Below are 26,089 nucleotides of genomic sequence, written 5' to 3'. Positions count from 1 at the left end.
CCGTCTCCTTTGCTCATGTCATGCCTAGCGTAAAAAAACCTCAGCTCCCGCCCGCGCCGGAGGGGCTGCGCGCAAAGATCTCGATCACCATGGCGGTCAGATAGATGCCCATCATCAAGACGCTCTCGATGCCGATCCGGCCCGGGCCCTCGCGCTGGCGCAGGATCAGCCCGCCCAGCAGCACCGCGGTCATCAGAAGACCCGTGGCCAGCCAGTAGAGGTCGTTGGCCTGGGTGGCGTGGTAGATCGAGCCGTCGCGATAGGCCATGTCGGCGGCCACCAGGAAGAGCGTGTCGAAGGTATTGCCGCCGATGATGCCGCCCACGGCGAGCTGCAGCGCGCCGCGGCGCACGGCGACCAGCGTGGTGACGAACTCGGGCAGCGAGGTCACGACCGCGGTGACCAGCGCGCCGACAAGGCTCGAGGAGAGCGAGAAGCGCTCGATGAAGACCCCGCCGGTCTGGCTGATGACCCAGCCGCCGAGGCCCATGATGGCCACCAGCCCGACGAAGCTCATGGCCGGGCCGCGGGCGGATTTCTGCGGTTCTTCAGTGTCCTCGGGCTCGTCGTGGCGGGTGTCGGAGGTGCGCACCGGCCGCCACATCGGGTCCTCGCGCACCGAGGAGGCCAGCTTCACCCCCGCGAGATAGGCGAGAAACAGCGCCAGCGAGACCGGGTGCACGCCGAAATAGGCCACGTCCGGCCCGGAGATCGCCAGAAGCGGCATGCTCAGCAGCACGATCAGCATCACCGCCTGGAAGAGGTTGGCGGGCTCGGCGGCGGCATGTTCGAGATTGGCGCGGCGGTGCAAGAGGTCGGCGATAGCGAGGAAAAGCGTCTGCGCCGCGATGCCGCCGACGGCGTTCGAGAAGGCGTAGCTGCCGTCGCCCGACCAGGCGGCATTGACCGAGACCACCACGCCCGCCAGCGATGTGGCCGCGCCGAGGATCAGCCCGCCGGCCATGGCCTCGCCGATCTGGGTGCGGTCGGCCAGGATGTCGGCCAGCGCGGTCGCCCGGATCGAGGCCAGGATCACCGCCAGGGCGGCCAGGGCGAACACCCCGAAAAGAAGCGGATTGGATAGCTCAGAGATCATGGCGCGGCCCGGTCATTCCTCGCACAACGACCGGGCCGGGCTTTGGTTTCCCGCAAGATGCGGGGGAAGGTCGCGCTCAGTCGCGCAGAAGCTCGTTGATGCCGACCTTGGAGCGGGTGCGCTCGTCCACGCGCTTCACGATCACCGCGCAGTAGAGGTTGAGGTTGTTCTTGGTCGGCATGGAGCCCGAGACCACCACCGAATAGGGCGGCACCTCGCCCATGAAGACCTCGCCGGTCTCGCGGTCGACGATCTTGGTGGACTGGCCGATGTAGACGCCCATGCCGAGGACCGAGCCCTCGCGCACGATGCAGCCCTCGACCACCTCGGAGCGGGCGCCGATGAAGCAGTTGTCCTCGATGATCGTGGGGCCGGCCTGCATGGGCTCGAGCACGCCGCCGATGCCGACGCCGCCCGAGAGGTGCACGTTCTTGCCGATCTGCGCGCAGGAGCCGACCGTGGCCCAGGTGTCGACCATGGTGCCTTCGTCGACATGCGCGCCGAGGTTCACGAAGGAGGGCATCAGCACCACGCCGGGCGCGATATAGGCCGATTTGCGCACCACCGCGTTCGGCACCGCGCGGAAGCCCGCGGCGCGCCACTGGTTGTCGCCCCAGCCCTTGAACTTGCTGTCGACCTTGTCCCACCAGCCGCCGCCCTGCGGGCCGCCGGGCTGGATTTCCATGTCCTTGATGCGGAAGCCCAGGAGCACGGCCTTCTTGGCCCATTGGTTGACGTGCCAGTCGCCGTTCGCCTGCTTCTCGGCGACGCGGAGCTCGCCGCGGTCGAGCGCGTTGAGCGTGTCCTCGATGGCCTCGCGGGTTTCGCCGCCGGTGGCCGGGGTGATCTCGGCGCGGCCCTCCCAGGCGGTTTCGATCGCGGTTTCGAGCTGGGCGATATCCATGGGGTTCCGTCCTTCGCGTTGTGCTGCTGTTGCGCCCTCATAGCCTGTGATCCGGGCGGCGAAAAGTATCGGGGTGGCGGGGGGGATGTTGGGGGGAAGGGGTCGCCTCCCGGGCAACAGGCACACCAGAGGGCGCGCGCCGGACCGGGGGCCGGCGCTGCTGCCCTTCGAGCGAGGCGCTTTATCCCAACAAGGTCAGGACTAGGGGGAAGCTTAGCACGCCGCCCCAAGGAGCGCCGGCCCAAGGGGCCGGTCCGGCGCGCGCCCGGCATCTTCGATGCTATTCGGGCGCAAGGGGGCGCGAGGGTGATCGACGGTCTTCTCTAGGCAAAGGCGGGGCCCTTGCACGGCTTCCTCGTTCGGCCCGGCTACTCCACGCACCCCCAGCCCCACCCCCCACCACCTCACTGGCGGCCACCGGCAAAGCGGGCTAGGTCAGGGGCGACCAGTGACCGAGAGGCCCGATGAAGGACAGACGCAAGACCCAGTTCCGCGACGCCGGGCGCGACCGCAAGGCCGCCCGCGAGGTGCCGGACACGCCGCAGACGCGCTCGCCGGCCTATAGACTCGCCTTTACCGACGACGATTTCCTCTGCCGGCCCGAGCTGCGCCCGGTGCGGCTGCAGCTCGAACTCCTGAAGCCCGAGATGCTGCTCGACGAGGCCGGGATCGAGACCACCGTGGTGCTATTCGGCGGTGCCCGCATCCCCGCGCCCGACCAGCGCGACAAGGCCCGGACCAAGACGCTGGCGGATCTGTCGAAATACTACGAGGAGGCCCGCGTCTTCTCCCGGCGGATGACGGAATATTCGCTCGAACACCTGGGCGGGCGCGACGTGATCGTGACCGGCGGCGGCCCCGGCGTCATGGAGGCCGGCAACCGCGGCGCCGAAGAGGCCGGCGGCCGCTCGATCGGGCTCAACATCGTGCTGCCGCACGAACAGGCGCCGAACGAATACGTGACGCCCGAGCTGGCCTTCAACTTCCATTACTTCGCGCTGCGCAAGATGCACTTCCTGATGCGCGCCCGCGCGGTCTGCGTCTTCCCCGGCGGCTTCGGCACGCTCGACGAGCTCTTCGAGGCGCTGACGCTGATCCAGACCGGGCGGATGAACCGGATGCCGGTGCTGCTCTTCGGCGAGGAATTCTGGCGCCGCATCGTCGACTGGGAGGCGCTGGCCGAGGCGGGCACCATCGGGGCCGAGGACCTCGAGCTGTTCCGCTTCGTCGAGACCGCCGACGAGGCGCTCGAGGAGATCGCGAAATGGCCCGTCGAGCCGGCCCGCGACCGCATTCCCGACCGCTGAACAAAGCTCCGGAGCGGGGGCGCCGCGTCGGTGCCCCCTTTCCGTCCGCCCCCGGCTGCGCTAGTTAGCGCGCCAATCTCGCGCCGGGCACGCCGCCCGGACCTGACCGAAGCCAAGACCCAAGGAGGGATCTGATGGGCTATAGAATCGCCGTCGTCGGCGCCACCGGCAACGTGGGCCGCGAAATGCTGAACATCCTCGCCGAGCGCGAGTTTCCGGTCGACGAGCTGGCCGTTCTGGCCTCGCGCCGCTCGCTCGGCACCGAGGTCAGCTTCGGGGACCAGACGCTGAAGACCCAGGACCTCGACACCTTCGACTTCACCGGCTGGGACATGGCGCTCTTCGCCATCGGCTCGGACGCCACGAAGAAATACGCCCCCAAGGCCGCCGAGGCGGGCTGCGTGGTGATCGATAACTCCTCGCTCTACCGCTACGACCCGGACGTGCCGCTGATCGTGCCCGAGGTGAACCCCGAGGCCGTCGAGGGCTATGCCAAGAAGAACATCATCGCCAACCCCAACTGCTCGACCGCGCAGATGGTGGTGGCGCTGAAGCCGCTGCACGACCGCGCCAAGATCAAGCGCGTGGTGGTCTCGACCTACCAGTCGGTCTCGGGCTCGGGCAAGGACGCCATGGACGAGCTCTGGGACCAGACCAAGGCGGTCTACAACCCCACCGACGAGGTGAAGCCCAAGGTCTATCCCAAGCAGATCGCCTTCAACGTGATCCCGCATATCGACGTCTTCCTCGAGGACGGTTCCACCAAGGAAGAGTGGAAGATGGTCGCCGAGACCAAGAAGATCGTCGACAGCTCGATCAAGCTGACCGCGACCTGCGTGCGCGTGCCGGTCTTCGTCGGCCACGCCGAGGCGATCAACATCGAGACCGAGGAGTTCCTCGACGAGGACGAGGCCCGCGACATCCTGCGCGAGGCGCCCGGCATCATGGTGATCGACAAGCGCGAGGACGGCGGCTACGTCACGCCGGTCGAATGCGTCGGCGATTTCGCCACCTTCATCAGCCGCATCCGGCAGGATTCGACCATCGAGAACGGTCTGAACTTCTGGTGCGTCTCGGACAACCTGCGCAAGGGCGCGGCGCTGAACGCGGTTCAGATCGCCGAGACCCTGGGCAACCGGGTGCTGAAGAAGGCCTGATCCCGGCCCGACGGGATTGTTGACAGCGCGCCGCCGCCCGGGGTCCTCGGGCGGCGGCGTTTCTTTTGGGGGATGCGGTCGGATCTTGGGGGGCCTTGGCGCCCGCCCACAGGATCTGCGCCGGGTGCCTGTCCGTGCCTTCTGTCACGCCCTGCGGCAGCCGCCAAAACCGTCGCTCTCTCGGCAACGCGACTGCCCCGCGCGCCCCACCCGAGGGGCGCAAATGGTAACCATAGCGACACATTGCCGGAAAAAGGCCCGGATCGGCCATATTCGCGCGCCGATTCTCTGTCACACTCCGAGACAGGCAGAAAAACGGGCAAAACCAATGCAACAGATGGCATCTCCCTCCGGTGGGCCGGAGGATTTCCTTCCCGGTCACATCGACTGCGAGACCGCGGCGCTGATCCGCGGCTTTCTCGGACCGATCTTCGCCCATGCGCGCAGCTGGCAGGGGCTCCGCGCGGCGCTGGGCGCGCGCGGCTACCGGCTGGAGTTCCGCGACGGGCGGCTGGTGGTCATCGCCCGCGAGGCGGAGCGGCCGCTCTGCACCGGGCGCGACCTCGGGCACCCGCTGATCGAGCTGGCCCGCCGCCTCGGACGGCCGCAGCTCCGGATCGGCCGCGAGGGTCGGACCGGCTGGCTGGTCTGAGAGAGGCGACGGTCAGGCCGGCGCGCGGATCGGCATTCGGGCCGGCGCGCAGACCGGCGCGCAACCAGGCACTCGGGCCGGCGCGCGAATAGACCCCAAGACCGGCGCTCAGACCGGCTGGAAGACGCGCTTGTCGGTGTCGTAATACTGCAGCCCGCCTTCGCCGATATCGGTCCAGAGCCCGTGCAGCGACAAGGCCGAGCTGTCCACCGCCTCCTTCACGAAGGGGAAGGTCATCAGGTTCTCGAGGCTGACCAGCACCGCCTCCTTCTCGAGCGCGCGGGGCGCCTCGGCCTCGGGCAGGCCGCGCTCCTTCACGCGCTCGTAGCCCGGACGCAGCAGGTCCATCCAGCGGCCCACGAAGCTCGAGGTCTCCTCGAGCTGGGGCGCCTTGCCGGAGCACATGTCGAGGCAGCCCTGCACCCCGCCGCAGCTCGAATGCCCCAGCACGATCAGATGCGAGACCTTGAGCGCGGTCACCGCGTATTCCACCGCGGCGGACGTGCCGTGCTGGTTGCCGTCGGGCTCATAGGGCGGCACCAGGTTGGCGATGTTGCGGTGGATGAAGAACTCGCCCTGGTCGGCGCCGAAGATCGAGGTCACATGCACCCGGCTGTCGCAGCAGGAAATCACCATGGCGCGCGGGCGCTGGCCCTCGGTGGCGAGCCGCCGGTACCAGGAACTGTTCTCGGCGTAGGTCGTCGCCTTCCAGCCGTGGTAGCGGGTCACCAGGTAGCCGGGCAGGGGGCGCGCGTGTTGCATCTCGGTCTCCTTCGCAAGCGAGGTGGCGCCTTGAATAGGATCGTTTTTCAAGGAATTCGAGGGGAAAAGCCGGTGCGGCGAAACCTTTTGGGAAGGGTCTCGGGCCTAACTGATCCCGGGTATGGGGGTTTTGAGGCAAGGGGTTGTCATGGCTCAGGTGACACGTCTGGCGCCGGAGGAACCGGCACGACTGGATACGGAAACATTGGTGCGCTTCTGCGCCGCGCGCGATCCGCAGGGCGCCGAAGAGGCGGTCTGCCGCGCGATGGAGGCGCTGGCGCGCGGGCTGGCCGAGGCCGAACGCGCCTGGTCGCGGCAGGACTGGACGGCGCTTGACCAGGCCGCCGCCCGGGTCGCGGTGCATGCGCGTGCCACCGGCATGACCGGGCTTCTGCGCAGCGCGGGCGACATCCGCGCCTGCCTGGCGGCGGGTGACGCGGTGGCGCTGGCGGCGACGCTGGCGCGGCTTTTGCGGGTCGGGGAACGTTCGCTCTACGCGCTCTGGAACCATGACGCGGCGACGGTCTGACCGGCGGGGGTCAAGCCCCTTGCCGCTGCGGATACGGCCGCTAGGCTGGCGCCGGAATTCAGCCAGCACGAGGACCCCATGCCGCTTCGTTTCGCGTCGGAAGACAGCGCCGCCATCGACCTTCACTTGATCGAACAGGGCGGCGCCGCGGCCTGGGCCGAAGGCCAGGACGCCCGCACCCGCGCCTGGGTCGCGGCCTCGTGCTTCGACGGGGCGCTGGGCGAGGCGCTCCTGATCCCCGACGGGGAGGGAACGCCCCGGGCCGCGCTCGCGGGCTACGGCAGCGCCGCGCAGCGCGCGCGCCAGCGCTTCCCGCTGGCCGCCGCCGCGCCGCGCCTGGCCGGGCAGACCCTGCGCGTGGCCTCGGGCCTGCCGGCCGAGGTGGCCGAGGCCGAGGCGCTGGGCTGGCTCCTCTCCGGCTACGGCTTCTCGCGCTACCGCGACCAGAGCCCCAGCGTCGGCGCGCTCATCGCCCCCGAAGGCGTGGACGCCGCCCGCGTCGAGGTCCTGGCCGAGGCCGAGGCCCTGACCCGCGACCTGATCAACACCCCCGCCGCCGACATGGGCCCCGAAGAGCTCGAGGCCGCCGCCCGGACGCTGGCCAAGCGCTTCGACGCGGGCATCGAGGTGACCACCGGGCAGGCGCTCCTCGACAGGAACTTCCCGATGATCCACGCGGTCGGCCGCGCCGCCGCCCAGGAGCCCCGCCTGATCGACATGCGCTGGGGTGAGGAAGGCCCGCTCCTGACGCTTGTCGGCAAGGGCGTCTGCTTCGACACCGGCGGGCTGAACCTCAAGCCGGCCTCCTCGATGGGGCTGATGAAAAAGGACATGGGCGGTGCGGCCAACGTGCTGGGCCTCGCCCAGGCGATCATGGCGCTCGGGCTGAAGTTGCGCCTGCGGGTGCTGATCCCGGCGGTGGAGAACTCGGTCTCCTCGGACAGCTTCCGCCCGCAGGACATCCTGACCTCGCGCAAGGGGCTGACGGTGGAGATCAACAACACCGACGCCGAGGGCCGGCTGGTCCTGGCCGACGCGCTGGCCCTGGCCGACGAGGAAGGGCCGGACTTGATGCTCTCCATGGCGACACTGACCGGCGCGGCGCGGGTCGCCGTGGGCCCGGACCTCGCGCCTTTCTTCGCCACCGACACCGCGATCACCACGGCGCTGGCGGCTGCGGCCGAAGGGACCGCCGACCCGGTCTGGCCGCTGCCCTTCCACGCGCCCTACGAGGCGATGATCGAGCCGGGGGTGGCGGATCTCGACAATGCCCCCAAGGGCGGCTTCGCAGGCGCGATCACCGCGGCGCTCTTCCTGCGGCGCTTCGTGACCGACACGCCGCGTTACGCGCATTTCGACATCTACGGCTGGCAGCCCGCGCCCGCGCCGGGCCGCAGCAAGGGCGGGATCGGCCAGGGACCGCGCGCGATCCTGGGCGCGCTGCCCGAACTGCTGGGCCTGTGATGCCCGACCGGCGGCTCTTGCCGGCCAATGCCCGGGCGGCGCTCGCCGGGACGCCCGGCGCGCCTTCGGGCGCGCGCGCGGTGCCGGGCAAGGCGCTTCGGGTCACGGCCCCTCTGGCGGATCTCTGCGCCGCGCCCGGCGGGCCCCGCGACCGGCAGCTCCTGATGGGCGCCCTGGTGACCGAGATCCACCGCGCGGACGGCTGGGTCTTCCTGCGCGCCGAGGCGGACGGTTACGTCGGCTACATGCGCGCCGAGGCGCTGGGCCCGGCCCCGGCGCCCACCCACCGGGTCGCCACGCGCGCCACCCATGTCTACAGCGCCCCCGACATGAAGTCGCCCGAACGCCTCAGCCTGAGCCTCGGCGCGGCCCTCACGGTCCAGCGCACCTCCGGCAGCTTCTGCGAGACCCCCCTGGGCTTCGTCCCGGCGGTGCACCTCGTGCCCCTGGACAGCCCCGTCCCCGACCCTGTGGCCCTGGCCGAGACGCTGCTCGGCACGCCCTATCTCTGGGGCGGCAATTCCGCCTTCGGGATCGACTGCTCGGGCCTCGTGCAGATCGCGCTCTCCGCCGCCGGGCGCGCCTGCCCCGGCGACAGCGACCTGCAGGAGGCGGCCCTCGCGCCCTATGCCACCAAGGCCCCCGCCGCACGTGGCGATCTGTTGTTCTGGAAAGGCCATGTCGCCTGGGTCACGGGCCCCGAGACCCTCCTGCACGCCAATGCGCACCACATGGCCGTGGCCTACGAGGACCGCGCCTCCGCCATTGCCCGGATCGCCGCGCAGGGCGACGGCCCCGTCACCGCCCATATCCGCCTGCCCGCAAAGGAGACGCCATGAGCCAGGACGATTTCTTCCACCCGGTCTCGGGCTTTGAGCTGCCGCGCTTTGCCGGGGTGCCGACCTTCATGCGCCTGCCACATGTGCCGCCCGGCCACGCGCGCTTCTCCGAGGTCGAGATCGGCCTGACCGGCGTGCCCTGGGACAGCGGCACCACCAACCGCCCCGGCCCGCGCCACGGGCCGCGCCAGCTGCGCGACGCCTCGACGATGATCCGCGCCCAGCACCCGGTCAGCGGATTGCGCCCCTTCGAGGCCGCCCGCTGCGCCGACCTGGGCGATGTCGGCCCGAACCCGGCTGATATTCCCGACTCGCTCGAACGGATCACCGCCTTCTACAAGGAGCTCCGCGCCGCGGGCATCCGCCCGCTGACCGCCGGCGGGGATCACCTGAGCAGCCTGCCGATCCTGCGCGCGCTGGCCGCCGAGGCGCCGCTCGGCATGGTGCATTTCGACAGCCACACGGACCTCTACAAAGGCTATTTCGGCGGCACCAAATACACCCATGGCACGCCCTTCCGCCGCGCGGTGGAGGAGGGGCTGCTCGATCCCAAGCGGGTGGTGATGATCGGCATCCGCGGCACCGCCTACGACATGGAGGACCGCGATTTCGCCCGCGCCGAGGGCATCCGCGTGATCCCGATCGAGGAGTTCTTCGCCCGCGGCATCCCCGACGTCATGGCCGAGGCGCGCGAGATCGCGGGCAGCGGGCCGACCTACGTGAGCTACGACATCGACTTCGTGGACCCGGCCTTCGCGCCCGGCACCGGCACGCCCGAGGTCGGCGGCCCGAACGCCTTCGAGGCGCTCTCGGTCTGCCGCGAACTGGCCGGGCTGCAGATCGTGGGCGCCGACATGGTCGAGGTCTCGCCGCCCTTCGACGCAAGCGGCGGCACCGCCTTCTTGGGCGTTTCAATCATGTTTGAACTTCTTTGCGCGATGCTGTCGGAGAATCGAAACCTTTAATTAAAGGGTTTCGATAACGATCTTAGATAAGATCGTTACCTAGGAAGGGGCGATCAAACGGCGCGCGGCCCCGGCCGCGCCGCCCCCATCGCTCCCCATCACACAGCCCCCGTCACTCCACCGCGCGGATCAGCTTGCGCTCCAGCACCCGCAGCACCGCGCGCAGATCCTGCCCGCGCTTCAGCACTTGTCCGTCCATGCCTAGCACCGAATACATGCCCTGCCGGTTGCGCAGCTTCGGGCGTTTCTCGATGCGGTAGATCGGGTGTTCCGCCGCCCGGCGGAAGACCGAGAAGACCGCCGCGTCGCGCAGCGAGGAGATGCCGTAGTCCCGCCATTCCCCGGCCGCGACCATGCGCCCGTAGATCGACAGGATTTCGTTCAACTCGATGCGATGGAACATCACCGTCTCGGTGTGCTCGGGGCGGCCGGGAAAGGGCGTGAGCGAGTTCATCCTCAAAACTTGCGAGGGGCGGCGCCCAAAATCAAGCGTGTTCCCGCCTCAGAGATGCGTGCGCGACTGCCGCCGCCCGCGCGGCTCGAGATGCGGGCAGGCGTTGAACTGCGCCAGCGCCAGCCCCTCGGGCAGCACCATCAGCCGGTGGATCGAGCTGTTCTCGATCGACAGGCAGAGATGCGACAGCGCCGCCACGTCGAGCCGCAGCGCCACCTTCAGCGCCATGCCGATCACCCCGCCCGAGGTCACCGCCACCACCGGCCCGCGCCCGCGCGCCAGGTCGGCCAGGGCTTCGGCCACCCGGGTCTCGAAGGCCTCGAAGGGTTCCGGCGCGCCGGCGATCTCGCCGCGCGACCAGGCGCCGAACATCGCCGGCAGATGGCGCAGGAAGGCCGGGCGGTCGGGCGGCATGGGCACCCCGTGTTCCGCCTCGAAGGCCTGGGCCATGGTGAAATACTCGAGCTCGTTCAGCCGCGGGTCCTGCTCGGGCGCGGTCTCGGCCACATCCATCTCGCGCAGGGTCTCGGCCTGGCGGCGCAGCGTCCCCGAGGTCGCCCGCGCGAAGCGCTCGCCGCAGTCGCGCAGATGCGCCCCGAGCCAGCGCGCCTGTTCGCGGCCCAGGGGGCTCAGCCGGTCGTAATCGGCCTCGTCGCGGGCGGCGGAATTGGCCTGCCCGTGCCGGACAAGAAGGATCTGGGTCATGCTGCGCCGCCTTGTTGGGGAATGCCCCGACCGGTTATCCTATGGCGGCGTCGGGGAAAACCGTCCGCCGGCCCGCTCGGAGCGACGCGGATCGGAAACCCCAGGGCGCAAAATCCGGCCGAGGCGTCGGAAATGACCCGGGCAGGGCGCGGAGGAAGCCGCTACACCCGGGGTCAGACCGGGAGGACGACCATGGCAGAGACGATCCGCTTCACGCTCGACGGCGATACGGTCGAGGTGCCCGCAGGCACCACGATCTGGGAGGCGGCGCATGGCCGGGGCCTGGTGATCCCGCATCTCTGCCACCGGCCCGAGCCGGGCTATGCGCCGGACGGCAACTGCCGCGCCTGCATGGTCGAGATCGAGGGCGAGCGCACGCTGGCCGCCTCCTGCATCCGCACTGCGACCGAGGGCATGGAGGTCCGCACCGCCACCCCGCGCGCCGAAAGCGCCCGGCGGCTGGTGATCGAGATGCTCATGGCCGACCAGCCGGAACAGGCGGCCGCGCATGACCGCTCCTCGCAGTTCTGGAAGATGGCCGAGGCCGCGGGGGTCGCGGAAAGCCGCTTCCCGACGCTCGAGGCCGACCGCATCCCGCTCCTTGACGACAGCCATGTGGCCATGCGGGTCAACCTCGATGCCTGCATCCAGTGCAATCTCTGCGTCCGGGCCTGCCGCGACGTGCAGGTCAACGACGTCCTCGGCATGGGCGGGCGCGGGCATGACGCGTTTCCGGTTTTCGACCAGGACGACCCGATGGGCGCCTCGACCTGCGTGGCCTGCGGCGAATGCGTGCAGGCCTGCCCGACCGGTGCGCTGATGCCGGCCTCGGTGCTCGACGCCCAGGAGGTCGGTGACAGCGCGGATTACGACGAAGAGGTCGCCTCGGTCTGCGCCTTCTGCGGGGTCGGCTGCCAGGTCTCGCTGAAGATCAAGGACGGCCAGGTGCGCGACGTCGAGGGCATCAACGGCCCCGCCAACGAAGGCCGGCTCTGCGTCAAGGGCCGCTTCGGCTTCGACTACATCCGCCACGCCCACCGGCTGACCAAGCCGCTGATCCGCCGCAAGGACGCGCCGGACAAGGGGCTGAACGTCGACCCCGCCGATCCCTGGACGCATTTCCGCGAGGCGAGCTGGGAAGAGGCGCTCGAGGTCGCCGCGCACGGGCTGGTGGACATCCGCTCCTATTACGGCGGCCGCGCGGTGGCGGGCTTCGGCTCGGCCAAATGCACCAACGAAGAGGCCTATCTCTTCCAGAAGCTGATCCGCCAGGGCTTCGGCCACAACAACGTCGACCATTGCACCCGGCTCTGCCACGCCTCCTCGGTGGCCGCGCTGATGGAGAACGTGGGCTCGGGCGCGGTGACCGCCAGCTTCAACGAGATCGAGAACGCCGACATCGCGATCGTGATCGGCGCCAACCCGACCGAGAACCACCCCGTCGCCGCGACCTATTTCAAGCAGTTCGCCAAGCGCGGCGGCGAGCTCATCGTCATCGACCCGCGGCTGCAGAACGGGCTGAAGCGCCACGCAGCCCACAACCTGCAATTCCGCCCCGGCACCGACGTGGCGCTGCTGAACGCCATGATGCATGTGATCGTCGAGGAGAAGCTCTACGACCTGCAATACGTCCAGGGCTTCACCGAGGGCTTCTTCGAGTTCCGCGACCACATCCGCGCCTTCCCGCCCGAGAAGATGGCCGAGATCTGCGGCATCGACGCCGAGACCATCCGCACCGTCGCGCGCAGCTTCGCGCGGGCCCGCTCGGGGATGATCTTCTGGGGCATGGGCGTCAGCCAGCACATTCACGGCACCGACAACTCGCGCTGCCTGATCTCGCTGGCGCTGCTTTGCGGACACGTCGGGCGGCCGGGCACCGGGCTGCATCCCCTGCGCGGTCAGAACAACGTGCAGGGTGCCTCGGACGCGGGGCTGATCCCGCAGGTCATGCCGGACTACCAGTCGGTGACCGACCGCGAAGTGCGCGAGCTCTTCCGCCACATCTGGCGCGGCACCGAGATCGACGCCGAACCGGGGCTGACCGTGGTCGAGATCATGGACCGGGTCTACCGCGGCGAGATCCGCGGCATGTATGTGCTGGGCGAGAACCCGGCCATGTCCGACCCCGACGTCGACCACGCCCGCCGGGCGCTGGCCAAGCTCGATCACCTGGTGGTGCAGGACATCTTCCTGACCGAGACGGCGATGTTCGCCGATGTGATCCTGCCGGCCTCGGCGCTCTACGAGAAGTCCGGCACGGTGACCAACACCAACCGCACGGTGCAGGTGGTGCGCCAGGCGGTGACGCCTCCGGGCGAGGCCCGGCAGGACTGGGAGATCCTGGTCGACCTGGCGCGCGGCATCGGGCTCGACTGGGATTACGACGACCCGCGCGAGGTCTTCGACGAGATGAAGATGTCGATGCGGGCGCTGCACCACATCACCTGGAAGCGGCTCGAGGCCGAGGGCGCGGTGAGCTACCCCTGCCTCGGCCCCGAGGACCCAGGCCAGTCGGTGGTCTTCGGCGACGGCTTCCCGCGCCGCGCGGGCCGAGCCAAGTTCACCCCCGCCCGCGTCACCCCGCCGGCCGAGACGCCGGACGCGGATTACCCGATGATCCTGATCACCGGGCGGCAGCTCGAGCATTGGCACACCGGCTCGATGACCCGGCGGTCGGTGACGCTCGACGCGGTGGAGCCCGAGGCGACCTGTTCGCTGCATCCCGCGACCCTGCGCGAGATGGGCGTGGCCCCGGGTGGGCTGGTGCGGCTGACGACCCGGCGCGGCAGCCTCGAGGTCATGGCCCGGGCCGACCGAAACGTGGCGCCGGGCACGGCCTTCATGCCCTTCGCCTTTGTCGAGGCGGCGGCCAACGTGCTGACCAACCCGCAGCTCGATCCCTTCGGCAAGATCCCCGAGTTCAAGTATTCCGCGGTGCGGATCGAAGCCGCCGAGACCCGCGCGGCGGCGGAGTAGGGCGGGGGCTGCGGCACGGCCCGTCGGGTGCGGGTTGGCCGGGGCGGACGCCTTGGAGGCTGAGAGGCGGAGAGGGGGGTAGATGCCTGCGCCCGACGTGCTGGCCGGGCTGCTTTCCCGTGCAGCGCGTGGCTCCGCGCCCTCTGGCGGGGCCGTCTCCTCGCAAGGAACGGCTGGCGACCCTCTCTCCGCGCGCGACACTGCCGACCAGCCCCAAACCCCCGCGCTGGACCGGTGGGCGGGGCTGGCCTAGACTGCTCCGATGGACCCGGTTTCGGTCACCTATTACGCCGCGATCTGCGGTTGCCTCTCGCTCCTGTCGCACCGGCTGGGGCGCGCTTGGATGCGGCTGGCGCTGGGCGTGGGTGTCGGCGTGGCCGCCGCGCTTGTCCTGCCGCTGCTCCGGCCCATGGTCTGGTAGCGCCACCAGCGCCCGCAGCCCCCCTGCCGTGCGTGCCGGGCCGAATCATCCACAGGCCAAAATGTATGCCGGTTTTGGCGAATTTTCCCTGCATCACGCGGATTTTAACCGGGCCCGCGGCCCCCGCATCCGCCGCTTCTCACTGCATTAATTTAATGCCCGTTCAATTTTTTTCCCCGAAGCGTCACGCGAGCCTTGACCGGAGGGTCCGCAGCGGACCTAATACATTCCGAGCCTTGTGGAGGACCCGGCGGCAACCCCCGCCGGTCTTGGCTGAGAGGGGCTGGTAAACGGCCTCCGGGGAGGAGAAAGTTTGGCACAATCGTCCGAGGCCGCAGGCGACCTGCGGTCGGTTCCCGCACTGTTGCGGCGCAACGCGGCGCGTTTCGGATCGCGCCCGGCCTACCGCGAAAAGGAATTCGGCATCTGGCAAAGCTGGAGCTGGTCCGAGGCCGCCGACGAGATCGAGGCGCTGGCGCTGGGGCTGCTCAAGATGGGCGTCCAGAAGGGCGACTTCATCGCCATCATCGGCCGCAACCGTCCGTATCTCTACTGGTCCGTCGTCGCCGCCGAGATGGTCGGCGCGATCCCGGTGCCGCTCTACCAGGACGCGGTCGCCGAAGAGATGGCCTATGTGCTCGATCACTGCGGCGCCAAGCTGGTGATCGCCAGCGACCAGGAACAGGTCGACAAGGTGATCGAGATCCAGGACCGGCTGCCCGAGTTCGAGCGGATGATCTACCTCGACCCGCGGGGCCTGCGGAAATACGACCATTCGGCGCTTTTCGCCTTCGACCAGGTGCAGGCCGAGGGCCGCGCCGCGCGCTCCGAGCTGGGCGCCGAGCTGAAGGCCCGCGAAGAGGCGATCGGCTACGACGACACCTGCGTGATGCTCTATACCTCGGGCACCACCGGCAAGCCCAAGGGCGTGGTGCTGTCCAACCGCAACATCATCGAGACCGCCAAGGCCTCCTGCAGCTTCGACCACCTGAGCGAGAGCGAGGAAGTGCTGGCCTATCTGCCCATGGCCTGGGTCGGCGACTTCATCTTCTCGATCGGGCAGGCCTATTGGGCGGCCTTCTGCGTCAATTGTCCCGAAAGCGCGGACACGATGATGACCGACCTGCGCGAGATCGCGCCCTCCTACTACTTCGCGCCGCCGCGGGTCTTCGAGACGCAGCTGACGCAGATCATGATCCGCATGGAGGACAGCGGGAAGCTCAAGCAGAAGCTCTTCCACTACTTCCTGAACCACGCCCGCGGCATCGGCCCGCGCATCCTCGACGGCCATCCCGTCGGCGCGCTCGACCGGCTGAAATACCGCCTCGGCGAGTTCATGGTCTACGGGCCCCTGAAGAACGCACTGGGCTTCAGCCGGGTGCGCGTGGGCTATACCGCCGGCGAGGCGATCGGCCCGGAGATCTTCGATTTCTACCGCGCGCTCGGGATCAACCTCAAACAGCTCTACGGCCAGACCGAGGCCTCGGTCTTCATCACCCAGCAGCCCGACGGCGAGGTCCGCTCGGACACGGTGGGCGTGCCTTCGCCCGGGGTCGAGCTGAAGATCGGCGAAAGCGGCGAGGTCTACTACCGCTCGCCCGGCACCTTCGTGGAATACTACAAGAACGCCGAGTCCACCGCCGACACCAAGGACCCCGAGGGCTGGGTCGCCACCGGCGACGCGGGCTTCATCGAGGAGGACACCGGCCACCTGCGGATCATCGACCGCGCCAAGGACGTGGGCAAGATGGCCGACGGGGCGCTCTTCGCGCCGAAATACGTGGAGAACAAGCTCAAGTTCTATCCCAACATCCTCGAAGCGGTGGTCTTCGGCTCGGGCCGCGACCGCTGCGTGGCCTTCATCAACATCGACCTGACCGCCGTCGGCAACTGGGCCGAGCGCAACAACATCGCCTATGCGAGCTACCAGGAGCTGGCGCAGAACCGCGAGGTGCTCGACACCATCCAGGCCCATGTCGAGGAGGTGAACGCCAGCGTCGCCCAGGACGAGATGCTCTCGGGCTGCCAGATCCACCGCTTCTTCGTGCTGCACAAGGAGCTGGACGCCGACGACGGCGAGCTGACCCGCACCCGCAAGGTGCGCCGCAAGATCATCGCCGAGAAATACGCCGACCTGGTGGAGGGTCTCTATGCCGGCGACGACAGCGTCTACACCGAGACGGAAGTGACCTACGAGGACGGCCGCAAGGGCAAGATCAAGGCGACGCTCTACGCCCGCGAGCCCAAGGTCGTGCCGGTCACCGCCAAGACGCTGGAGGCGGCGGAATGAGCCCCCGCGCCAGCGCCGCAAACCGTCCCGCCCCGCAAACACCGGCCCGCCCCGAGAAGGAGAGCACCCATGCTTGACAGCTCCGAAGGCTACACCACGGCCGACGGCCGCCAGATCGGCGGCGTGCTGATGGAGATGAAGAACATCACCCTGCGCTTCGGCGGCGTGGTGGCGATCAACGACATCTCCTTCGACATCCGCGAAGGCGAGATCCGCGCCATCATCGGCCCGAACGGGGCCGGCAAATCCTCGATGCTGAACGTGATCTCGGGCTTCTACACGCCCTCCGAGGGCGAGGTCTTCTACAAGGGCTCCAAGCGCCCGCAGATGAAGCCCTTCGAGGTCGCCCGCATGGGCGTCGCCCGGACCTTCCAGAACATCGCGCTCTTCGAGGGCATGACCGTGCTCGACAACGTGATGACCGGGCGGCTGACCCACATGCATTCGGGCGTCTTCTCGCAGGCGCTCTGGTTTGGCCGCGCCCGCGACGAGGAGATGGACAACCGCGAGAAGGTCGAGCGCGTGATCGACTTCCTCGAGATCCAGAACATCCGCAAGACGCCGGTCGGGCGGCTGCCCTACGGCCTCAAGAAGCGGGTCGAACTGGCCCGCGCGCTGGCCGCGGAGCCCTCGCTCCTGCTGCTCGACGAGCCCATGGCGGGCATGAACGTCGAGGAGAAGGAGGACATGAGCCGCTTCATCCTGGACGTGAACGACGAGTTCGGCACCACCATCGCGCTGATCGAGCACGACATGGGCGTGGTCATGGACCTCTCCGACCGGGTGGTCGTCATGGATTACGGCAAGAAGATCGGCGACGGCACGCCCGACGAGGTGCGCGGCAACCAGGACGTGATCGATGCCTACCTGGGGGTGTCGCATGACTGAGGCGCAGCCGGGCGGCGGGGCCCTGACCCGCATCCCAGAGCGGAACCAGCGGAACCAGCAGAACCAAAAGGCGGCGCGGGCCCCGGTCCCCGCCGCACAGCCTGAGGGGGCGGCATGCTTTACGACTTTCTGATCCAGCCATTCGTCGACATGGCCACGGCGCCGGACTTCTTTCTCCAGGTGCTCTGGGAAGGGCTGGTCTCGGGCGTGCTCTACGCGCTGATCGCGCTGGGCTTCGTGCTGATCTTCCGCTCGAGCCGGATCTTCAACTTCGCGCAGGGCATCATGGTGGTCTTCGCCGCGCTGACCCTGGTCGGGTTGCACGCCATGGGCGTGCCGGCCTGGATCGCGGTGGCGCTGACCCTGGCGGTGATGTTCGTCCTGGCGGTGACCATCGAACGGGTGGTGCTGCGCCCGTTGGTGGGCCAGCCCGACATCATCCTGTTCATGGCGACCATCGGCATCACGCTGTTCCTGATCGGCCTGGGCGAGACCATCTTCGGCGGCGAGAACAAGGTGATGATCAGCGAGGAGCTGGGCATCCCGACCGGCGACACGGTGCTGGAACCCTGGGGCGGCCTCTTGATCCTGCAGCACCTCGACATCACCGTGGTGGTGGTGGCGACGCTTCTGGTCGCGGGGCTCCTGGCCTTCCTCAACTACACCCAGATGGGCCGGGCGATCCGGGCGCTGGGCGACGATCACCAGGCGGCGCTCTCGGTTGGCATCTCGCTGCAGACGATCTGGGTGCTGGTCTGGTTCATCGCGGGCATCATCGCGCTGGTGACCGGCATCGCCTGGGGCGCCCGGGCGGGCGTCAGCTTCGCGCTCGAGGTCATCGCCTACAAGGCGCTGCCGGTGCTCATGCTGGGCGGCCTCGAAAGCATCACCGGCGCCATCGTCGGCGGCTTGATGATCGGCATGCTCGAGAAGCTCTTCGAGATCTACTGGGGCCAGCCCTTCCTCGGCGGCAACACCGAGACCTGGTTCGCCTTCGTACTGGCGCTGATCGTGCTTCTCTTCCGGCCGCAGGGCCTCTTCGGGGAACGCATCATCGAGAGGGTCTAGGGCGGGCCTCGGCCCGCCGCCCCACACCCCCCGACGCGCGGCCCCGGCCCCGCATCCCGGCAGACGATTAACGGAAAGACCCAAAGATGCTCTACCGCACGGCAGGACAGTTCAAGACCAGCTACACCGCCGACCAGGCGCTGTTCCCGGTCCGGCAGGATGCGATCCTTCTCGGGGTGATCCTCGTCTTCGCCTATCTCATCTTCCCGCTCACCGCCTCGGAGTTCGCCTTCCAGACGCTGCTGATCCCGATCCTGATCTACGCGCTGGCGGCCATGGGGCTGAACATCCTGACGGGCTACGCCGGGCAGCTCTCGCTCGGGACCGGGGCCTTCATGGGGGTGGGCGCCTATGCCTGCTACAAGCTGATCACCATCTTCCCCTGGATGAACCCGATCGTGGCGATCCTGCTCTCGGGTGTCTTCTCGGCCGGGGTGGGTGTGGTCTTCGGCATCCCCTCGCTCCGGATCAAGGGCTTCTACCTCGCCATCGCGACGCTGGCGGCGCAGTTCTTCCTGGTCTGGCTCTTCGAGAAATGGGCCTGGCTCTACAACTACAACGCCTCGGGCGCGATCCAGGTGCCGAACCTCGACATCTTCGGGCTTTATGTCTCGGGCCCGCAGGCGGCCTCGGTGACGCAATACTACCTGGTGCTGGGGGTGGTGACGCTGATGTCGATCCTCTGCATCAACCTGACCCGCGGCAACCTCGGGCGGACCTGGAAGGCGACCCGCGACATGGACATCGCGGCCGAGCTGATCGGCATCAACCTGATGCGCTCCAAGCTCGTGGCCTTCGCGATCTCCTCCTACATCGTGGGCGTCGCGGGCGCGCTCTATGTCTTCATGTGGAAAGGCGCCGCCGAGCCCAATGTCTTCGACATCCCGCTGAGCTTCCAGGTGCTCTTCATCGCGATCATCGGCGGGCTGGGCTCGATCCTCGGCAACTACCTGGGCGCGATCCTGATCGTCGGCCTGCCGGTGGTGCTAAACCTCGTGCCCTCGGCGCTGGGGCTGCCGATCTCCTCGGCCATGGTCGAGCACCTCAACGTCATGATCGTCGGCGGGCTCATCATCTTCTTCCTGATCGTGGAGCCCCACGGTCTGGCGCAGCTTTGGCGGCTCATTCGTGAGAAGCTGATCATCTGGCCCTTCCCGCACTAGGCGGGCGGCCCAACAGCAAAACCCGGACAACCGGGGTCACATCCAAGGGAGGATACCCGATGAAGACCATCACCAAACTGGCCACCGCGGCGGTTCTGGGCACGACGCTCGGCACGGCGGCGGTCGCTCAGGAGCTTTACGTTCCGAACCTCGCCTACCGGACCGGCCCCTTTGCCGCCACCGGCATCCCGCTGATGAACGGCCAGGCCGACTATTTCACCATGCTGAACGAACGCGACGGCGGCATCGGCGGGCTGACGGTCAACGCCGAGGAATGCGAGACCGGCTATTCCACCGAGAAGGGCGTGGAGTGCTACGAGAAGACCAAGGGCAAGGCGATCGTGACCCAGCCCTGGTCGACCGGCATCACCCTGCAGGTCCTGCCCAAGACCAACGTCGACGAGATCCCGATCTTGGCGCCGGGCTACGGCTTCTCGCCGATGGCCGACGGCACGGTCTTCCAGTGGGCCTTCAACATGCCCGCCGGCTACTGGGACGCGGCCTCGATGATCGTGCAATACCTCGAGGAAGAGGGCTCGCTCGAGGGCAAGAAGGTCGCCTTCCTGCATCTCGACCACCCCTACGGCAAGGAGCCGCTGCCGCTTCTCGAGACGCTCTCCGAGAACAAGGGCTTCGAGCTGCTGCCGATCCCGGTGGGCCTGAAGGAAATGCAGAACCAGTCGGCGCAGTGGCTGCAGATCCGCCGCGAGCGTCCCGACTACGTGGTGATGTGGGGCTGGGGCGCGATGAACGCCGGTGCCATCACCGAAGCGGTGAAGACCAAGTTCCCGATGGAGAACTTCATCGGCGTCTGGTGGGCCGGGCATGACGCCGACCTGCGGCTCGTCGGCGAGGACGGCAAGGGCTACAAGTCGATCTCCTGGTCCTTCCCGAACCTCGAAGCGCCGGTGATGCAGGACATCCGCGAGCATGTGATCGACGCGGGCCTGTCGAACACCAACCCCGAGGAATCCTCGGGCGTGTTCTACTCGCGCGGGATCGTGATCTCGGCGATCCTGGCCGAGGGCATCCGCACCGCCCAGGAGGAATACGGCACCGCCGAGATCGACGCCGCGCAGCTGCGCTGGGGCCTCGAGAACATCAACATGACCGAGGAGCGGATCACCGAGCTGGGTCTTGACGGCATGGTGCCGCCCTTCTCGACCTCCTGCGCCAACCACACCGGCCATTCCGGCGGCTGGATGCTGGAATGGGACGGCGAGCAGTTCGTGAAGGTCTCGGACCTGATGAACGCCAATACCGACACCTACCAGGACCTGATCTCGGCCAAGGCGACCGAATACGCCGACGAGAACGCGCCCTGGCCCACCAACGAGGAATGCTCGGCCACCAACTGAGCCTGACCTTTTTCCCGGCGGCGGCCCGCCCGCCGCCGGGGCATCGCAACTGACCCAGAAGACGCATGAAGGGGCGCCCCATGCTCGACGCCGCGAAGACCGACGAGGCCCTCCTCGAGGTGAACAACATCGAGGTGATCTACAATCACGTCATCCTCGTTCTGAAGGGCGTGTCGCTGAAGGTGCCCAAGGGCGGCATCACCGCGCTGCTCGGCGGCAATGGCGCCGGCAAGACCACGACGCTCAAGGCGATCTCCAACCTTCTGCATTCCGAACGCGGCGAGGTGACCAAGGGCTCGATCCTCTACCAGGGCGAGCGGGTGCAGCATCTCGACCCCGCGGCGCTGGTGAAGCGCGGGGTGATCCAGGTGATGGAGGGCCGGCACTGCTTCGGCCATCTCACCGTCGAGGAGAACCTCCTGACCGGCGCCTATACCCGCCGCGACGGCAAGGCCGCCGTCGAGGCCGACCTCGAGATGGTCTATTCCTATTTCCCCCGCCTGAAAGAGCGCCGCCGCAGCCAGGCCGGCTATACCTCGGGCGGCGAGCAGCAGATGTGCGCCATCGGCCGGGCGCTGATGTCCCGGCCCGAGACGATCCTTCTCGACGAGCCCTCGATGGGCCTGGCGCCGCAGCTCGTGGAGCAGATCTTCGAGATCGTGAAGGCGGTGAACGAAGGCGAGGGGGTGTCCTTCCTCCTGGCCGAGCAGAACACCAATGTCGCGCTGCGCTTCGCCCATACCGGCTACATCCTCGAATCCGGCCGCGTGGTCATGGAAGGCACCGCCGAGGGCCTGCGCGAGAACCCCGACGTGAAGGAGTTCTACCTCGGCATGTCGGACGAGGGCCGCCGTTCCTTCCGCGACGTGCGCTCCTACCGCCGCCGCAAGCGCTGGCTCTCCTAGAGCGCGAGTGCGGTCGGAACACTCAAAAATGCGTGTTTGAGGGCAATATTTTTTCAAGCCCAGCGGAACTTGGGCAATCTCCGGTCGTTATGGGTCGACGTCACAATCGTGACGCGAAACATTGGGAGAATGTCATGAAGACCACCGCATCCATCGCCGCCGTTCTCGGCCTCGCGCTGTCGACCTCCGCCGCCTTTGGCGCCGCACACGCCATGGACCCCAACGAGGTGACCTGCGCGGATTTCCTGAGCATGGACGATGAAGGCAAGATGGGCGTCGCCGAGGCCGTCGTGGCCGAGCTCGAGTCCATGGAAGACGCCGATGCCGCGATGATCGAGATCGACGGCGCCTGCCAGGAAGACGAGTCGATCTCGGTGCTGACCGCCGCAACCGCCGGCGCGAACGAGTAATCGTTTCCCGTCGCACCGATGGTTTCCGCCGGCCGCGCTGTTTGCGCGGCCGGTTTTGGTTTGGGGGGTGGTGGTGTGGCGAAGGGCGGGTTGGCGAAGGCGGGGTTTGCGGCCCGCTAGGGCGGGAGCGCCTGAACTCCTCCGGGGTTGGCCAATTGCCTTCCTCGCGGATCATGCCCCAAATCCCCCTCTCACCCAGCCCAACAGAGGGCGCGCACCGGACCGGGGGCCGGCGCTGCTGACCTCTGAGCTATGCGTTTAATCCCAACAAGGTCAGGACTAGAGACGAACTATGCGCGTCAACCACAAGAGCGCCGGCCCAAGGGGCCGGTCCGGCGCGCGCCCGGCACCTTCGGTGCTGTTCGGGCGCAGGAAGCGCGAGCTTGTAGTGTCGGCGGATACTCAGGCGAAGAGGCACGCGGCACGTATCCGGACGCTTGCCCCCATCGGCCCCGGTTCAGGCCCGCCACTTCCTGCCCACCGCAAAGGCGCACCAACCCTGCCCACCGCGACAGCCCACCACCCCAGCGCACCCCCACCTGCCGCCCCCTTCCTACCCCGCCCTCCTCGGCGCGAAACCGCCCGCGCGGCCTGTTGCAGCCCTTGTTATCTGATAGCCTCACCCTCGACATGGCATGACCGGACGCGCGTCGTCAGGTCCTAGGAGGAGGAATGCCCGCGATGACCGAACCCGATTTGCTCGAGAGCCGCAGCCCGGCCGACCGCGACGCCGCCTTGGCCGAGGCGCTGCCGCATCAGATCGCCCGCGCCCAGGCGCTCGAGGGCTTCGCCGCCCTGCGCGACTACGAGGCGCAGGAGATCACCTCCCGCGCGGCGCTGGCGCGGCTGCCGGTCCTGCGCAAGTCCGACCTCGCCGCGGCCCAGGGCGCGACCCCGCCCTTCGGCGGGCTGGCCGGGCCGCTCGGCACCTTCACCCATGTCTTCCAGAGCCCCGGCCCGATCTACGAGCCCGGCAAGATCGAGGACGACTGGTTCCGCCTCGGCCGCTTCCTGCGCGCCGCGGGCTTCCATGGCGGCGACGTGGTGCAGAACTGCTTCGGCTACCACCTGACGCCCGCGGGCATGATGTTCGAAAGCGGCGCCCGGGCCGTCGGCGCCACGGTGCTGCCCGCGGGCACCGGCCAGACCGAGCTGCAGGCCCGCGCCGCCGCGGACATCGGCACCACGGGGTACGCGGGCACGCCGGACTATTTGAAGGTCATCCTCGAGAAGGCCGATGAGATGGGCCTGGAGCTTGCCTTCAGCAAAGCCGCGGTCTCGGGCGGGGCGCTCTTCCCGAGCCTGCGCGAGTATTACGCCGAGCGCGGCATCGACTGCCTGCAGTGCTACGCCACAGCCGACCTGGGCCTCATCGCCTACGAGAGCGAGGCCAAGGAAGGCATGATCGTCGACGAGGACGTGATCGTCGAGATCGTCACCCCCGGCACCGGCGACCCGGTCGCCGAAGGCGAGGTCGGCGAGGTGGTGGTGACCACGCTGAACCACGACTACCCGCTGGTGCGCTTCGCCACCGGCGACCTCTCGGCGGTGCTGCCGGGGCAAAGCCCCTGCGGACGCACCAACATGCGGATCAAGGGCTGGATGGGCCGCGCCGACCAGACCACCAAGATCAAGGGCATGTTCGTGCGTCCCGAGCAGGTCGCCGAACTGGTCGCCCGCCACCCCGAGATCGACCGCGCCCGCGTTGTCGCGGGCCGCGAGAACGACGCCGACACGATGCTTGTCCGCGTGGAAACCAGCGCCTCGGACGCCGCGCCCTTCGAGGCCAGCGTCGCCGAGGTGCTGAAGCTCAAGGGCCGGGTCGAGATCGTCGCCCCGGGCGAGCTGCCGCGCGACGGGCTCGTGATCGAGGATACCCGAAGTTACGACTGACAAAGGAGACGCCATGTCCCGCTTCGCCCTGACGCTTGCCGCCTGCCTCTGGTCCTCGACCGCCCTGGCCGAGAATGCGGCGCTTCTGATCGAGAACGCCGCGCCCTCGGTGCTCGACCGCATCCGCGGCGCCGATGGCGTCGCCGGCGCCGTCGAGCCGCTGCGCGAGGCGGGGGTCGACGTGCTGGCCCTGCGCGGTGCCGGCGGGGCGGAGCTGCGCGAGGGGCTCGGGCGCTTCCTCGGCACGCTCGATGCCGAGACCGAGGGCGTCGCCGTGGTGCTCTCGGGGCGCTTCGTCTCGACCACGCGCGAGACCTACCTTCTGCCGCCGGACGTCGAGGCCGAGACCGCGGCCGAGGTCTTCGCCGAGGGACTGCCGCTCTCGCCGCTGCTCGCGGTGCTCGCCGATTTCCCCGGCCGGGCGGTCCTGATGCTGGCCGAGGGCGGGCCCGAGACGCTGGAGGCGCGCTTTCTCGACGATGGCGCGGGGGCGATCGACCTGCCGCAGGGGGTGACGCTGATCCGGGGCGCGCCGGATGTCATCGCCGCGCTGGCCCGCCGCGACCTGCCGCGCCCGGGCCGTGCGCTGGTGGCCCGCGCCCGCGAGGAAAGCCTCGCCGTCGAGGGCTACGCACCGCGCGGCTTCTCCTTCCTGACCGAGGTGACGGTGCCCGCGCCGAACCCCGAGCCCGAGCCGGAGTCCGCGCCGGAACCCGAGCGCGAAACCGACGCCGAGGCCGAGGCGCGGCTCTGGGCCGACGCCCGCCGCCGCGACACCCGCGACGCCTATGCGCTCTATCTCGCGGCCTTCCCCGAGGGGCCGAACGCCGCCCGCGCCGAGGCCCGCATCGAGGAGATCGACGGCGAGCCCCTGCGCGAGGCGCGGCTGACCGAGGAGGCGCTGGAGCTCAATCGCGACGAACGCGCCGAGATCCAGCGCAATCTGGCGCTGCTCGACTATGACACCCGGGGCATCGACGGCATCTTCGGCCCCGGCACCCGCGGCGCCATCGAGGCCTGGCAGGAGCGCGAGGGCTACGAGGTCACGAGCTATCTCACCGCCCGCCAGGTGGCGCGGCTCGACACCCAGGCCGAGGCCCGCGCCGAGGAGCTGGAACGCGAGGCCGCCGCCCGCGAGGAAGAGCGCGCCCGCGAGGACCGCGCCTATTGGCGCGAAACCGGGGCCTCGGGCGCCGAGGCCGACCTGCGCGCCTATCTCGACCGCTACCCGGACGGCGATTACGCCGATGTCGCCGAGGAGGAGCTGTCCCGCATCGAGGAGGCCGCCCGCGCCGATGCCGCCCGCGAGGACCGCGCCGCCTGGGACCGCGCGCGCCAGGTGGGCACCGCCCAGGCCTACCGCGAATACCTGCTCGAATTCCCCGACGGGGCCTTCGCGGGCGAGGCGCAGCGCCGTCTGGTCGAGGACGACCGCGACGCCGGGGAACGCGCCGCCGAGGCCCAGGCCCAGGCGCAGGAGGCGGCGCTGAACCTCTCGCCCATGGCGCGACGGCTGGCCGAGGCGAAGCTGGGGTCTCTGGACCTCGGGCCCGGGCGGGTCGACGGCAATTTCGACGCCGACACCCGCCGCGCGATCCGCCGCTACCAGAACGCCCGCGGGCTGCAGGTGACGGGCTACCTGGACCAGCCGACGGTGGTGCGGCTCCTGGCGGATTCGATCCTGCCGCGGTGAGGGGGCGGCGCCCCGTCGGGAGGTGCCGTCTCCAAGCGGCGAGGCTGGGTGCGTCGAGTGTGTAGGCTCGGCGCTATGGGGCCCGACGACCACCCGGCCCGTGGCTTGTCGCGACGGAGGGCGCGCGGCGGGCCGGGGGGCGGCGCTGCTGAGCGTGGAGCCAAGCGCTTTATGGCGGCAAGGTCAGGGC

Annotated in this window: 23 protein-coding genes; 18 read left to right on the top strand and 5 right to left on the bottom strand. The window is 69.0% G+C overall.

Annotation, left to right across the window (positions count from 1 at the left end; all coding sequences use genetic code 11):
• Positions 1 to 40: 40 nt before the first annotated feature.
• Together LR948_RS12000 and dapD are read right to left on the bottom strand one after the other, a co-directional pair.
• Positions 41 to 1,096 (bottom strand): sodium:calcium antiporter, encoded by a 1,056-nt coding sequence (locus LR948_RS12000; protein WP_232754267.1) that lies wholly within the window; start codon positions 1,094 to 1,096, stop codon positions 41 to 43.
• 76 nt (positions 1,097 to 1,172) lie between these two features.
• Positions 1,173 to 2,000 (bottom strand): 2,3,4,5-tetrahydropyridine-2,6-dicarboxylate N-succinyltransferase, encoded by an 828-nt coding sequence (gene dapD / locus LR948_RS11995; protein WP_232754266.1) that lies wholly within the window; start codon positions 1,998 to 2,000, stop codon positions 1,173 to 1,175.
• 464 nt (positions 2,001 to 2,464) lie between these two features.
• On the opposite strand from dapD, the gene LR948_RS11990 reads away from it, so the two are divergent.
• The 3 genes from LR948_RS11990 (at position 2,465) to LR948_RS11980 (ending at position 5,116) form a co-directional block, all read left to right on the top strand.
• Positions 2,465 to 3,307 (top strand): TIGR00730 family Rossman fold protein, encoded by an 843-nt coding sequence (locus tag LR948_RS11990; protein ID WP_232754265.1) that lies wholly within the window; start codon positions 2,465 to 2,467, stop codon positions 3,305 to 3,307.
• A 134-nt stretch (positions 3,308 to 3,441) separates the two neighbouring features.
• The gene (locus LR948_RS11985; protein WP_232754264.1) at positions 3,442 to 4,464 is read left to right on the top strand and encodes an aspartate-semialdehyde dehydrogenase; all 1,023 of its coding nucleotides are present in this window, start codon (positions 3,442 to 3,444) and stop codon (positions 4,462 to 4,464) included.
• A gap of 337 nt (positions 4,465 to 4,801) precedes the next feature.
• The gene (locus tag LR948_RS11980) at positions 4,802 to 5,116 is read left to right on the top strand and encodes a hypothetical protein (protein WP_232754263.1); all 315 of its coding nucleotides are present in this window, start codon (positions 4,802 to 4,804) and stop codon (positions 5,114 to 5,116) included.
• A 108-nt stretch (positions 5,117 to 5,224) separates the two neighbouring features.
• Here the strand turns inward: LR948_RS11980 and LR948_RS11975 are convergent, their stop codons facing one another.
• Positions 5,225 to 5,878, bottom strand: coding sequence for a carbonic anhydrase (locus LR948_RS11975; protein ID WP_232754262.1), 654 nt, complete (start codon positions 5,876 to 5,878; stop codon positions 5,225 to 5,227).
• Positions 5,879 to 6,026: 148 nt separating this feature from the next.
• Between LR948_RS11975 and LR948_RS11970 the strand changes: the two genes are divergently transcribed.
• From LR948_RS11970 to speB, 4 genes are all read left to right on the top strand, one after another.
• The gene (locus tag LR948_RS11970) at positions 6,027 to 6,407 is read left to right on the top strand and encodes a hypothetical protein (protein WP_232754261.1); all 381 of its coding nucleotides are present in this window, start codon (positions 6,027 to 6,029) and stop codon (positions 6,405 to 6,407) included.
• Positions 6,408 to 6,485: 78 nt separating this feature from the next.
• Positions 6,486 to 7,871, top strand: a complete 1,386-nt coding sequence (locus tag LR948_RS11965; protein ID WP_232754260.1) for a M17 family metallopeptidase — start codon at positions 6,486 to 6,488, stop codon at positions 7,869 to 7,871.
• Positions 7,871 to 8,710 carry a C40 family peptidase gene (locus LR948_RS11960; protein WP_232754259.1) on the top strand — a complete coding sequence of 280 codons (840 nt, stop codon included), beginning with the start codon at positions 7,871 to 7,873 and terminating at the stop codon, positions 8,708 to 8,710. Before LR948_RS11965 ends, LR948_RS11960 begins: the two co-directional genes overlap by 1 nt.
• On the top strand, positions 8,707 to 9,675 hold the full coding sequence (gene speB / locus LR948_RS11955; RefSeq protein ID WP_232754258.1) for an agmatinase: 969 nt from the start codon (positions 8,707 to 8,709) through the stop codon (positions 9,673 to 9,675). Before LR948_RS11960 ends, speB begins: the two co-directional genes overlap by 4 nt.
• A 112-nt stretch (positions 9,676 to 9,787) precedes the next feature.
• Here the strand turns inward: speB and LR948_RS11950 are convergent, their stop codons facing one another.
• Positions 9,788 to 10,129: a DUF2794 domain-containing protein gene (locus LR948_RS11950; protein ID WP_232754257.1), complete on the bottom strand. Its 342-nt coding sequence runs from the start codon at positions 10,127 to 10,129 to the stop codon at positions 9,788 to 9,790.
• A gap of 48 nt (positions 10,130 to 10,177) precedes the next feature.
• On the bottom strand, positions 10,178 to 10,834 hold the full coding sequence (locus LR948_RS11945) for a histidine phosphatase family protein (RefSeq protein ID WP_232754256.1): 657 nt from the start codon (positions 10,832 to 10,834) through the stop codon (positions 10,178 to 10,180).
• Positions 10,835 to 11,026: 192 nt separating this feature from the next.
• Between LR948_RS11945 and fdhF the strand changes: the two genes are divergently transcribed.
• The 11 genes from fdhF to LR948_RS11890 all read left to right on the top strand — a co-directional run bounded on the left by fdhF (position 11,027) and on the right by LR948_RS11890 (position 25,899).
• Entirely contained in the window at positions 11,027 to 13,810 is a 2,784-nt protein-coding gene (fdhF, locus tag LR948_RS11940; RefSeq protein WP_232754255.1) for a formate dehydrogenase subunit alpha, read from the top strand.
• Positions 13,811 to 14,072: 262 nt separating this feature from the next.
• The gene (locus LR948_RS11935) at positions 14,073 to 14,231 is read left to right on the top strand and encodes a hypothetical protein (protein WP_232754254.1); all 159 of its coding nucleotides are present in this window, start codon (positions 14,073 to 14,075) and stop codon (positions 14,229 to 14,231) included.
• A 313-nt stretch (positions 14,232 to 14,544) separates the two neighbouring features.
• Positions 14,545 to 16,521: an AMP-binding protein gene (locus LR948_RS11930; protein WP_232754253.1), complete on the top strand. Its 1,977-nt coding sequence runs from the start codon at positions 14,545 to 14,547 to the stop codon at positions 16,519 to 16,521.
• Positions 16,522 to 16,590: 69 nt separating this feature from the next.
• Positions 16,591 to 17,409: an ABC transporter ATP-binding protein gene (locus tag LR948_RS11925; protein ID WP_232754252.1), complete on the top strand. Its 819-nt coding sequence runs from the start codon at positions 16,591 to 16,593 to the stop codon at positions 17,407 to 17,409.
• Between the two features lie 114 nt (positions 17,410 to 17,523).
• Positions 17,524 to 18,477: a branched-chain amino acid ABC transporter permease gene (locus LR948_RS11920; RefSeq protein ID WP_232754251.1), complete on the top strand. Its 954-nt coding sequence runs from the start codon at positions 17,524 to 17,526 to the stop codon at positions 18,475 to 18,477.
• A gap of 86 nt (positions 18,478 to 18,563) precedes the next feature.
• Positions 18,564 to 19,640: a branched-chain amino acid ABC transporter permease gene (locus tag LR948_RS11915; RefSeq protein WP_232754250.1), complete on the top strand. Its 1,077-nt coding sequence runs from the start codon at positions 18,564 to 18,566 to the stop codon at positions 19,638 to 19,640.
• Positions 19,641 to 19,699: 59 nt separating this feature from the next.
• Positions 19,700 to 20,998 carry an ABC transporter substrate-binding protein gene (locus LR948_RS11910; protein ID WP_232754249.1) on the top strand — a complete coding sequence of 433 codons (1,299 nt, stop codon included), beginning with the start codon at positions 19,700 to 19,702 and terminating at the stop codon, positions 20,996 to 20,998.
• Between the two features lie 80 nt (positions 20,999 to 21,078).
• Positions 21,079 to 21,903, top strand: coding sequence for an ABC transporter ATP-binding protein (locus LR948_RS11905; RefSeq protein WP_232754248.1), 825 nt, complete (start codon positions 21,079 to 21,081; stop codon positions 21,901 to 21,903).
• 134 nt (positions 21,904 to 22,037) lie between these two features.
• Positions 22,038 to 22,313 (top strand): HdeA/HdeB family chaperone, encoded by a 276-nt coding sequence (locus LR948_RS11900; RefSeq protein ID WP_232754247.1) that lies wholly within the window; start codon positions 22,038 to 22,040, stop codon positions 22,311 to 22,313.
• 681 nt (positions 22,314 to 22,994) lie between these two features.
• Positions 22,995 to 24,206: a phenylacetate--CoA ligase family protein gene (locus LR948_RS11895; RefSeq protein WP_232754246.1), complete on the top strand. Its 1,212-nt coding sequence runs from the start codon at positions 22,995 to 22,997 to the stop codon at positions 24,204 to 24,206.
• A gap of 13 nt (positions 24,207 to 24,219) precedes the next feature.
• Positions 24,220 to 25,899 (top strand): peptidoglycan-binding domain-containing protein, encoded by a 1,680-nt coding sequence (locus tag LR948_RS11890; protein ID WP_232754245.1) that lies wholly within the window; start codon positions 24,220 to 24,222, stop codon positions 25,897 to 25,899.
• Positions 25,900 to 26,089: the final 190 nt, after the last annotated feature.

It is taken from the genome of Roseivivax sp. GX 12232 (assembly GCF_021272185.1).
Classification (GTDB): Bacteria; Pseudomonadota; Alphaproteobacteria; order Rhodobacterales; family Rhodobacteraceae; genus Roseivivax.
This window is presented reverse-complemented; position numbering and strand designations above follow the sequence as displayed.